We start from the raw sequence: 9,736 nt of genomic DNA, 5'->3' as shown, positions 1-9,736 counted from the left end.
TTTAGTTGTTCTAAATGAGAAATTTTTAACGCTGTTAGCGTCAGATTTATTCCTTCAAATTGAGCAAGTATTAAGTCAAATTGGTATAATTACCGATCAACAGCAAGGACATGTCATGACTACAGAGAGCAAAGAATTAAATAACTACAAGCTTACAAAAAGTTACTTTACAGGATCTCAAACAACACCATTAACTAATCTGACAATAGGAGAGTACTTCGACAACATTGTCGACAATCATTCACATAGAGAAGCGATTGTTGTTTCTCATCAATCAATTCGTCTGACTTATCGGCAGTATCTCGATAAGATCAATCAACTGGCCGCTAGCCTATTGGCAGTTGGCATACAACCTGGGGATAGAGTTGGTATTTGGTCTCCCAATAACCTTGAATGGAGCTTGGTACAATTTGCAACAGCCAAAATTGGCGCCATTATGGTTTGCATAAACCCCGCCTATCGACCAAGCGAGCTTGAGTATGTACTCAATAATGTAGAATGCAAGATGCTAGTGATGGCAAAATCGTTTAAGCATAGCCATTATGTCGATATGATAAGAGAGCTAGCACCAGAATCTTATGACTGTATGTTTGGTGAGCTAACCTCCAAACGTCTTCCATCTTTAAAACAAATTGTACTGATTGATGAGGATAGTGAACCTGGGTTCATGAATTTCTCAGCTCTGCTAGAGATGGCAAATGACGCCTACTACATAGAAGCAAGCGCAATCGCAGCTAACTTAAATGCAGATCAGGCAATCAATATTCAGTTTACTTCTGGCACCACAGGAAACCCAAAAGGCGCCACACTGACACATCGAAATATTCTTAATAATGGACTACTGGTTGCCAATGCCATGAAATTCACAGAGCAAGATAAGCTTTGCATTCCTGTCCCACTTTATCATTGCTTTGGCATGGTACTTGGCAACTTAGTATGTTTAAGTAAAGGCGCTTGCGCAGTATTTCCAAACGATAGCTTCGACCCGTTAAAAACACTTCAGGTTGTCGAGCAGGAGCAGTGTACTGCGCTTCATGGTGTACCAACGATGTTTATTGCTCAATTAGAGCATCCTAATTTTAGTGAATTCAATTTGTCCTCGCTGCGCACGGGCGTGATGGCAGGCTCAACTTGCCCTGAAAAAGTAATGCGCCAAGTACAAACACAAATGCACATGACTGATGTGCTAATTGGCTATGGCCAAACTGAGTGCAGCCCCATTAATAATATTACCGAGATTGACTCTCCCATCGACAAGCGCGTCCAAACTGTCGGTCGGGCCATGCCGCATACCGAAGTTAAAATTATTGATGAACTTGGACATATCGCCCCCATTGGGACGCCCGGAGAAGTATGTGCGAGAGGTTACTGTGTAATGCAAGAATATTGGCAAGACCCTGAAAAAACAGCTGCGACTATTGATGCTGATGGCTGGCTACATTCCGGCGATTTAGCGGTAATGGATGAGCAAGGGTTTGTAAGTATTGTCGGCCGTATTAAAGATATGATTATTCGCGGCGGCGAAAATATCTACCCTCGCGAAATTGAAGAGGTAATGTATCACCACCCAGACATTCAGGACGCCGCAGTATTTGGTATTCAAGATGACAGGTATGGTGAAGAGGTATGCGCCTGGGTGCAACTCAAGCCCGGCCACTACATTTCTGAAGATAATATTCGTGAATTTTTAAAAGAAAAGCTCGCTTACTTTAAAATACCAAAACATATTAGATTGGTAGATGCTTATCCCATGACTGTAACAGGGAAGCTACAGAAATTTAAAATGCGAGATCAGATGGAGCAAGAGCTACACCAAACCGCATAGCCAAAGCGTGAAATAGTCAACACCGCTGAGCTATCAATCCTCATACTAACTGCGCTGTGCTTTTAAATAACCACCTTTAGCGCAGCTAGCCTTCAAATCGCTGTTATACCAATAGCCGCTGTTGGAAGTTAATTCAACGCAGTTAGTGCTAAAACTGGCTGCTAGAAAGGCATTGGTCATCCGCAGCTCAGGTTACTTAATTAAGCTTTCTGTGCTGAGGCAAGGCAAGCTTTTTCGATAACTCCCCCCTGCTATCACCAAAATACCGATATTCGTATAGGCAGCAAAGCTGAAAATTTAGCTTATCGCCACCTAGCACTTTTAGGCTGAGTAAGGAAATCATTTAGCCTAATATTTAAAACCATGGGTTAGCTAACTTCTTTTCTGTACAGCAAGTGAGTTACCTGAGATGTAGCGAGCCAATCCCCCTACCAAGGAACCATTACGTTATTGCATCAAATTTCAGCTAAAAAGCGAACAATCAGAAATAACACCTAATACCAAACAGTAAAAACCATAAATTATTATCATTTTATTTAAACTGTATCGACATTTGTACCCAAAAGATATAAAACAGTCTTGCTAATACATACAGGAAAATAACAATATGTTTAAATTATCAACAGTAGCCAGCGTTTTGGCATTGAGCTTTACATCGGGTGCAATAGCACAAATTTCTTACCTTGAAGACACGCGTAACCAGATCAGCGTTCAAGATTATAGTTATGAGCAAAAAGCATTAGTCGCTGAGCAAGCAAAACTGCTACTTGACGGTTTATACGTAAATAAATATGCCAAGAACCTGTACTATGGTCTCTCTCCAGCAGGCCACTTAGATCCAGTGGTCGCAATTGATGAGTTAATTAACAACATGGGGAACTTGAGCTCTACTCAATTCCACCAGCAGCTGCAACAAATCTTCTTGTCACAACGAGATTTTCATTTGGACTATAACTACCCAGCACCAATGAAAAACTTTATTTCGTTTGTACCGGTTCACTTTGCCCAAACAGTCAGCGCAGACGGTAGTAAAGAAGTACGCGTAAACCGAATTTGGCAAAATTACACCGTACTTGCGCCAGAAATTGCCTCTGTATCTTTAGGTGATAAGGTTGTCGCTTACAATGGCCAGCCGATTATTGAAGCGGTAAACAATAATTTATTTAAAGGTGGCGGTGCCAACCCTGACGGCGGATTTGTTGGGGCTGTCAATACGTTAACTATCAAATCACATAACAAACACTTCCCACCACAACAAGATGCGTTAACTATTACACTTGAGTCCTATGAAACAGGTGAAACATACTCCATTAACGTGCCTTGGTTAGTATTTAATTCAAAACCCAGCGCGCCTGCCACAGCACAGGATGAAGCGGCACAATTTACTCAAAGTATTAACTATGAGTTTGCGACATTTAAAGAATTGGAAGCGGCAGCACAAGATGATACCTTTACGTTAGCTGCAAATGGTACCGCAGAGCCGACCGTGACGTGGAATAAAGTACAGGTTGACGGAGAGTCAGTAGGCTACATAAAACTCGCATCATTCTCACCTACAAACGGTGTTAACACTGCGCTCGTCGCTATTATTGATCTTTTAGATAATAAACTTAACGATACCAAAGCGCTTATCGTTGATGTTCGAAGTAACCCAGGTGGTAACATTGTATACAACGACTACTTGTTGCAGTTGTTTACACCAAAACGCGTAACGCCTTCACACGTACGTTTTATTAATACAGATGAGAATCACCACATTCTGAATAACTCGCTATTTGGCACCTTTCTTAGCGACAATTGGCGTCAAGTGTTAGCTGATGTTAAAGGTACGACTGAGCAGTATTCAGCTGCCACTTCATTTATCACCAAAGACGCTGCCAACCAAATTGGCCAAGCATACTATGGTAATGTTGGCATTTGGGCCAATGCCAACACTTATTCAGCAGGTGATATGTTTACATGTGGTATGCAGGATAACGGCATCGCGACGGTATTTGGCCAACATGAGCGCACAGGTGCTGGTGGCGCGAACGTGCTTGAACACAATGTATTTGTACAATACGTTGGTGCGCCATACCAAGCACTTCCTTATGAGCAAAGTATGCGTGTCTCATGGCGTCAATCTGTACGTCAAGGTCACCATATTAATGCACTCATTGAAGACTATGGCTGTGTCGCAGATGAACTGGTTAGCTATAACGTTGAAGACATCTTTGACGGCGACACGCAAGACTTCAACACTATCGCCCGCAAGTTGCTTGCAAAACCAACCGCTCAGGCAACAGTCGTATTTGAGTCTGATAGATTCGCACCAATTACACAGACGAATGGCCTGTATAGTTTTGACGTAACAAATACTGAATATGTAGATGTGTATATTGACGGCACAAAAGTAAAACGTATTCCTGCATTTGCTTATGGCGCACAAGCTAAAACACTGAGTTACACATTACCAGCTGATGTAACCAGCGGCACTGTGCAGTTTGTTGGATTAGATAGTGGTAAAACACGTCTATGGAATTCAACAAGATTTTTCTAATATTTTAGTTGCCACTCATTCCTAAACTCGCAGCGGGTAACCCGCTGCATTTCAGACAACTATACAGTATCTTACCCGTATGCAAATCCCACTTCCCTTAACTGGGAAAATAACTTTCACTATGAAAATTTTTCTCTGTAAATTCCTCCATAACGATTAAATTAGAAATATAAGCCAATGATAAGTATAAATTTTTAACCTGGCTTAGTTTTTGCTCCCTTCAGCGCTATATTTTACATACAAGGAAACGAGCAATGACGAAATGTCCATTAACGACCACCGCAGGTAATCCAATCGCCGATAATCAAAATAGTTTGACCGCAGGCCCTCAAGGTCCACTGCTGGTTGAGGATTACCAGTTGATCGAAAAACTGGCGCATCAAAATAGAGAGCGGATTCCAGAGCGTACCGTTCACGCTAAGGGATGGGGTGCATTTGGAACATTTACAGTAACAAACAACATAAGCCAGTATACCAAGGCAAAACTGTTTGCTGAGGTTGGCAAGCAAACCGATATTCTGATGCGCTTTTCAACGGTAGCTGGCGAAAAAGGGGCTGCGGATGCTGAGCGTGACGTAAGAGGTTTCTCGATAAAGTTTTACACTGAAGAAGGTAATTGGGATTTAGTTGGCAATAATACCCCCGTCTTTTTTGTCCGTGATCCGTATAAATTCCCAGATTTTATTCACACCCAAAAGCGTCACCCAAAAACTCACCTGCGCTCTAACACCGCGCAGTGGGACTTTTGGCCTCTGTCACCGGAAAGCCTGCATCAAGTATTAATTTTAATGTCTGACCGGGGCTTGCCAACGGATGTGAGACACATGAATGGCTATGGCTCTCACACTTTTAGTTTGATCAATGAAGAGAACCAAAGAGTTTGGGTAAAGTTCCATATGAAAACCCAGCAAGGCCACCAGTATCATACTGATGAAGAGTCTAAAACGGTAATTGGCGAAAGCAGGGAGAGCTTTCAAGAGGACTTGCTAGCGGCGATAGAACGAGGAAATTATCCGAAATGGGACATGAAAATTCAGGTGATGACTGAAGCGCAAGCAAAACAGTTCCAACACAATCCCTTTGATCTGACCAAAGTATGGCCACATCGCGACTTTCCACTCATCGATGTTGGTACACTCGAATTAAATCGCATACCAGACAATTATTTTGCTGATATAGAACAAGCCGCATTTAGTCCGTCTAATGTAGTATCTGGAATTGGATTTTCTCCGGATAAAATGTTGCAAGCACGCATTTTCTCTTATGCTGATGCGCACCGCTACCGACTCGGTACCCATTATGAGGCATTGCCTGTTAATCGCCCAAAATGCCCGGTGCATCATTACCACAAAGACGGTGCAATGCGGTTTTTTAACAATGAACCCGGTGGCAACGAAGATGCTTACTACGAGCCTAACTCAATGGGAGGCCCAAAAGGGTCCAGAGTATAAACGCCCAGCTCTTGAACTTGAGGGAATGGCAGATAGATACGACCACCGCGAAGATAATGATGACTTTTCACAGCCTCGTACTTTATATTGCCTATTTGATGATGCCCAAAAGCAGCGCTTGTACGGCAACATAGTGCGCGCGATGGCGGGTGTACCTGAACATATCATAGAACGCCAACTTGGGTTATTTAAATCTGTTCACGAAGAACTTGAAGCCGGTGTTAGAACAGCACTGGATCAATAAGGTTAGCTCCCCAATCTGAATAAAAGCTAGCACCTGAAGTGCTGGCTTTTAAAACGGCTAAATTTTTGACCAAGCTTTTTTGGTTCCAAGCGCAAAAGCGCCGCCTATGACCAAGCAAATGGAGGAGCTCACCCACCAAAATGTCATGCTGTTATCAGGGATAGTTGGCATGATAAAAACAAAGCCAACTCCTCTTATTAAGAAAATTAAACTTATTACACACAAAGCGGTTTTCATCAAAGGTAATTGCCGGACCAATTTTGCCCCTGAAAACGCATAGCATGACCAGAGCAGTAAAATTGTAGCGATAACGGCAGTGATAAGGTGTGGATAAATAAGCCCTTCCTCGGCCATAGTAGCCATTTCTTCGCCGGCACCAAAAAATCGATACCAAGATGCACCGAAGATAATGCAGCCAATGTGCGCCACTGCGGCAATCGCTGTACACACGCCGGCAAAGAGTAAAAAGTAGTTATTGGTTTGAGTTTGCGCGTTCAAGTTTATATCCCTATATGGTCAATTTGCTTGAGTATCGCTGCTCTGCCTTTGCCTGTCGATAGATATGCGCTCAACAGGAGTTATTTGTAGGTCGTGATTTACCACGACAAAGATTTCCGCCGCTTAGGGTGCGGCATTACAACCTAAAAGATCGCGGGGTGAACCCGCTCCTACCAGATATGAGCTTAACAGAAAGTGAGGCCAACAGGCTAAACCTGTGAAACTTGTTATTTATAGGTCTTGATTTATCCGAGCAAAAAGATTTCCGCCGCTTAGGGTGCGGCATTACAACCTAAAAGATCGCGGGGTGAACCCGCACCTACCAGATATGGGCTTAGCAAAAAATGAAGACAACAGGATAAACCTGTGAAACTTGTTATTTGTAGGTCTTGATTTATCCGAGCAAAAAGATTTCCGTGGCATAGGGTGCGGTATTACAACCTAAAAGATCGCGGGGTGAACCCGCTCCTACCAGATATGGGTAAGTGTCATTACAAAGCTATGCTTTTGGTGCGACGAGTGGTAAATCAAACTGCACCATTAAGCCACCTTTTTTGCGATTAAATAGCTTAAGTTGTCCACCGTGGGCAATGGCGACTTCATTACAAATACTCAACCCTATACCTGTACCACTTGGTTTTGTGGAGAAAAATGGCAGTACTGCATTTGCAAGCTTTTCTTCTTCCATTCCCGCCCCTCTATCCACGACTACAACAATGAGTCGTTGATAATCAACCAGCAGCTTCACGCCTATTTCATCTATCTTAGACCCTGATTCATGCGCATTTTTAACTAAATTAATCAACACCTGCTCTACCTGTATAGGATCGAAAAAGGCACTTTCTACAGGGAGTGGAGCCAGCAAAGTAAAGTCATAAAGTTTGCTAACTGTATCAAGTAAAGGCTGCAAGGGTTGCTCTGTAATATTTGGCGCAGGTAATCTTGCAAATTCGCTATATTTAGCCACAAATTCACTGAGGTTTTCCGTGCGGCGGTTAATCGTCGAGAGCATTTCGGGCAATAGTTGAATAAGGGCGTGGTTTTGCTCTTTGGCGCTGCGCTCTACAATTGTATTTGCCGAGTTGGTCAACGAAGAAATGGGCGCTAATGAATTATTAAGCTCATGACTTATCAGCCGAATGGCGTTTTTCCATAGCCCCACTTCTTGACGGCTCATTTCGCTGGATAAGTTTTGACACATTAACAATACATGTGGCTGGTGGTTGAGCGTTATGCTCTGCCTTGAAAAGTAATAGCTTTGCTTTTCATCATTGGCTTGAAAAGTCACAAATCCGGATTCTTTTTGTAGCAAAATAGTTTGCAGCTTTGGGTCTGCATTTGCAATGGCATGATGAAGCACTAGGCCGCTTAACGACTTATTGTTATTAAGTAATTTTCCGGCTTTGTCGTTAGCGTATATGACTTGGTCAAATTGGTTGAGCAACAAAATAGATACCGGGGAAACTTGTAAAATCGTATCGAGTAACAACTCTCGTTGGCTTGTGGCGTGGCGCTGCTTTTTTAGTGTTGTCGATAAACGATTATATTCTAGAATTAAGTCAGCCATTTCTATGCTGTCAAAATGGGTAATTTGAATTGAGAAATCTTGATCTTTAAAGCTACGAAGCCCATTTGTCAAACAATCGATTATTCGCTGCTGGCGTCCAATACAATATTGAACGCTTAATAGTCCCACAAGCGCTGCACTAAGGAGCCCAGCTGACAGCGATAATGTGATAGGCCACAATAAAGCCGAAGCAAAGCCAACAACACTTGCAAATACTAACAATGAGATAAAAACGCATGCAGACACTGCTGCTTGAAGAGATACCGTCATTTTAAACCAAACTTCTCCATTCTGCGGTATAGTGCCTGTCTGCTTAGCCCAAGCTTTCTTGCAGCTTTACTAACAACGCCATCCGCACTGTCTAACGCTGCTTGAATATCAGCTTGTGTGTACTCAAGTACAGCTCCATACTGCGGCGTTTGAATCGCCAAATGCGCGCATTCAATTTCTTGTCCTGAGCTCAGCAGCACTGCACGACCTATGGTGTTTTCTAGCTCTCGGACGTTACCCGGCCAAGAATGATGCTTTAACTGCTTCATTGCCGCGTTGCTTATTGTTTTATTGCTAGGTAAAAAGTGTTCTACCAACTCGGCTATATCTTCTTTACGTTCAGACAATGGCGGCAGCTTCAGCTCTATCATGTTAATTCGGTAATACAAGTCTTCTCTAAAAGCACCTGCACGGATAGCTTCTGGTAAATTACTGTTGGTAGCACTTATTACCCTTACATTGACCTTTTTTGTCACCGTACTGCCAACACGTTCAAACTCACCGCTTTGCAATACTCGCAGTAATTTTTGTTGACCAGCCAAAGACAAGTTACCTATCTCATCCAAAAATAAGGTTCCGCCATCAGCCGCTTCAAAGCGCCCAGCTCTGGCTTTTTGTGCGCCTGTATACGCACCACTTTCAACCCCAAATAATTCGGCCTCAATCAGGTCAGCTGGAATAGCTCCTGCATTTACCTTAATAAAGGGTTTATGTTTATAGCTGCTATTGGCTTGCACGATTTCTGCAATTTTTTCTTTACCTGCCCCGTTTGGTCCTGTGATCAATATTGGTGCATCAGAATGGGCAACCTGAGTTGCCATTTCGAGCAAGCTCAACATGGCAGGATCGGCAACCACCACACCACACAAATCATATTGTGCCTTTAATTTTTGCACTCGCGCATTACGCTGATTTGCCGCGCTACTCACCTGCTCTTGCAATTCACGCATTTCGAGCAAATTCTTCACTGAGGTGATCAATTTATGGTCTTTCCAAGGTTTAGCAAGGTAGTCTGCCGCACCATCTTTAATAAGCTCTACCGCCATTTCTAGGTTTGTCCACGCGGTAAGTAAGATGATAGGCAAGTCAGGCTCTATATCTCGAATCGCTTTATACAGCGCTTTGCCTTCGTCGCCACTTGTGGTATCCCGCGTAAAGTTCATGTCTTGAATGACCAAGTCGAATTGCTTACTGCGCACCATCTCTAACCCTTGCTGCGGAGAAATGACACCTTCACACTGAATATCGTTGAGCAACAGAAGGACTTTAATGGCTTGAATTACATCTGGATTATCGTCAATTACCAATACACTCATGAACGCTTTTTGATCCTAATTTATAG

At 42.9% G+C, this 9,736-nt stretch carries 5 protein-coding genes and 1 pseudogene; 3 read left to right on the top strand and 3 right to left on the bottom strand.

Features of this window, described 5'->3' with window-relative positions; all coding sequences use genetic code 11:
- Window positions 1-115: 115 nt before the first annotated feature.
- The 3 genes and pseudogenes from D9603_RS11200 to D9603_RS11190 all read left to right on the top strand — a co-directional run bounded on the left by D9603_RS11200 (window position 116) and on the right by D9603_RS11190 (window position 6,059).
- Window positions 116-1,825: an AMP-binding protein gene (locus tag D9603_RS11200; protein ID WP_128731369.1), complete on the top strand. Its 1,710-nt coding sequence runs from the start codon at window positions 116-118 to the stop codon at window positions 1,823-1,825.
- 607 nt (window positions 1,826-2,432) lie between these two features.
- Complete coding sequence (locus tag D9603_RS11195; protein WP_128731367.1) at window positions 2,433-4,364, top strand: S41 family peptidase; 1,932 nt, start codon at window positions 2,433-2,435, stop codon at window positions 4,362-4,364.
- Window positions 4,365-4,618: 254 nt separating this feature from the next.
- Window positions 4,619-6,059: pseudogene (locus D9603_RS11190) on the top strand (catalase).
- 57 nt (window positions 6,060-6,116) lie between these two features.
- Here D9603_RS11190 and D9603_RS11185 read toward each other — a convergent pair.
- From D9603_RS11185 to D9603_RS11175, 3 genes are all read right to left on the bottom strand, one after another.
- Window positions 6,117-6,557: a hypothetical protein gene (locus D9603_RS11185; protein ID WP_176031776.1), complete on the bottom strand. Its 441-nt coding sequence runs from the start codon at window positions 6,555-6,557 to the stop codon at window positions 6,117-6,119.
- Between the two features lie 499 nt (window positions 6,558-7,056).
- Window positions 7,057-8,394 (bottom strand): ATP-binding protein, encoded by a 1,338-nt coding sequence (locus tag D9603_RS11180; RefSeq protein ID WP_128731365.1) that lies wholly within the window; start codon window positions 8,392-8,394, stop codon window positions 7,057-7,059.
- Window positions 8,391-9,710, bottom strand: a complete 1,320-nt coding sequence (locus tag D9603_RS11175) for a sigma-54 dependent transcriptional regulator (protein WP_128731364.1) — start codon at window positions 9,708-9,710, stop codon at window positions 8,391-8,393. Before D9603_RS11175 ends, D9603_RS11180 begins: the two co-directional genes overlap by 4 nt.
- Window positions 9,711-9,736 lie beyond the last annotated feature (26 nt).

It is taken from the genome of Pseudoalteromonas sp. PS5 (assembly GCF_004103255.1).
GTDB classification, from domain to species: domain Bacteria; phylum Pseudomonadota; class Gammaproteobacteria; order Enterobacterales; family Alteromonadaceae; genus Pseudoalteromonas; species Pseudoalteromonas peptidolytica.
The sequence above is the reverse complement of the archived record's forward strand: the minus strand, read 5'-3'. Positions and strand labels throughout refer to the sequence as shown.

Coding starts and splice junctions, on each gene's coding strand:
- D9603_RS11175 (WP_128731364.1), bottom strand. CDS start 9,710: ATGAGTGTATTGGTAATTGACGATAATCCAGATGTAATTCAAGCCATT.
- D9603_RS11200 (WP_128731369.1), top strand. CDS start 116: ATGACTACAGAGAGCAAAGAATTAAATAACTACAAGCTTACAAAAAGT.
- D9603_RS11180 (WP_128731365.1), bottom strand. CDS start 8,394: ATGACGGTATCTCTTCAAGCAGCAGTGTCTGCATGCGTTTTTATCTCA.
- D9603_RS11195 (WP_128731367.1), top strand. CDS start 2,433: ATGTTTAAATTATCAACAGTAGCCAGCGTTTTGGCATTGAGCTTTACA.